The following is a 1,726-nucleotide window of genomic DNA, read 5'->3' as shown; positions in this document are numbered from 1 at the left end:
GTACCGGTTCAGGTCGCTCCACCGGCGGAGCCGGAGCCGCGGGCGCATCCGCCGACTTCTCCGGTCCGGATGCTCTCGCCCGGCCGATCGTTCACCATGGGCGTATCACCCAAAGAAACACCCGACGAATCACCCGACGAATCACCCGACGACGTAAGGATCCCTTCCCCGTGAGCCAGGTCCCCTCCATCACCCTCAACAATGGTGTCGCGATGCCGCAGCTCGGCTTCGGTGTCTGGCAGGTGCCGGACGCCGAGGCGACGACGGTGGTCGCCACCGCCCTGGAGGCGGGTTACCGCAGCATCGACACGGCGGCCGTGTACGGGAACGAGCCGGGTACGGGCCGTGCCGTCGCCGCCTCGGGCGTCCCCCGTGAGGAGCTGTTCATCACCACGAAGCTGTGGAACAGCGCCCATGGATACGACGCGGCACTGCGCGCCTTCGACGCCTCGCTCGGCCGGCTCGGCCTCGACCGGGTCGATCTGTATCTGATCCACTGGCCGATGCCGAGGCAGGACACCTATGTCGAGACGTACAAGGCCCTGGAGAAGATCCTCGCGGACGGCCGCGCCAGGGCGATCGGGGTGTCGAACTTTCTGCCGGAGCATCTGGAGCGGCTGATGGGCGGGACCTCCGTCGTCCCCGCGGTGAACCAGATCGAGCTGCACCCCTGGTTCCAGCAGTCCGCGTCCCGCGCGTTCCACGCCGGGCACGGGATCGCGACCGAGGCGTGGTCGCCGCTGGGGCAGGGCAAGGGCCTGCTGGAGGTCCCGACGGTGGTCGCCGTGGCGCAGAAGCACGGGCGGACCCCGGCGCAGGTGGTGCTGCGCTGGCATCTTCAGCTCGGGAACACGGTCATTCCCAAGTCCGTGACCCCGTCCCGGATCCGGGAGAACATCGAGGTGTTCGGCTTTGAGCTGGACGCGGACGATCTGGCGGCGCTCGCCGCGCTCGACGAGGGCAAGCGGCTCGGCGCGGACCCGATGACGTTCGACGCCGCCTGAGCCCGCGCCGGGACACCCCGGACCAGCCCGGAACACCCCCGGGACACCCCTGCACCGGCATCGGGGCGCGGCGGCCAGGGCGGTTGCCGCGCCCCTCGCGCGGGCGGGGCCCGCTCCCGTACGGCCAAGCGTGGCATTTCACCCGCCCCTCGCGTGCCGCCTCATCATATTTTCGGGTGTTAAGCCTACTTTTGGTGCTCCCTGAAGTCCCCGCACCCCGGAGGCAACCCCATGGAGCGCCGTACCCGAACCACCCTCGCCGCCGTCACCACCGCCGCCCTGCTCGCCGGATCCGTGGGCGTGGGCCTGGCCGTCGCCGACGCCGGCCCGGTCCCCAAGCCCGAGAGACCCACGGTCGCGACCAAGAAGGACGACCGGCGCGAACGGCCGGCCCTCACCGCCAGAGCGACCCGCAACGGCGTATACGCCTGGCAGCAGTTCCGGGTCTACGGGAACGCGAAGGACCTGCGGCCCGGCACCCGGGTGGCACTCCAGCAGCGGCACGGCAAGCGGTGGGTCACCCTGCCCGCGTCGATGAACACCACGCGCCAGGCCACGTACAAGATGCGGGTCTATCTCGGGCTCAAGGGGCGCAACACCCTCCGGATCGTCGGCGGCGGCAAGGCTTCACAGCCCTTCACCGTCTACGTACGCTGAACGGCCCTCCGCCCCGGCCACCGCACACCGCTGCGGCCACCACCGCCGGCGCCCTCGCCGTACCC

The 1,726-nt window shown here is 70.8% G+C and carries 2 protein-coding genes; both read left to right on the top strand.

Annotated elements, in window-relative coordinates:
* The first annotated feature begins 170 nt into the window (after positions 1 to 170).
* Positions 171 to 1,004, top strand: coding sequence for an aldo/keto reductase (locus tag ACWF94_RS40000; protein WP_453500134.1), 834 nt, complete (start codon positions 171 to 173; stop codon positions 1,002 to 1,004).
* Positions 1,005 to 1,235: 231 nt separating this feature from the next.
* Positions 1,236 to 1,661 carry a hypothetical protein gene (locus tag ACWF94_RS39995; RefSeq protein ID WP_453500132.1) on the top strand — a complete coding sequence of 142 codons (426 nt, stop codon included), beginning with the start codon at positions 1,236 to 1,238 and terminating at the stop codon, positions 1,659 to 1,661.
* Positions 1,662 to 1,726: the final 65 nt, after the last annotated feature.

The organism is Streptomyces sp. NPDC055078, assembly GCF_053607985.1.
This window is presented reverse-complemented; position numbering and strand designations above follow the sequence as displayed.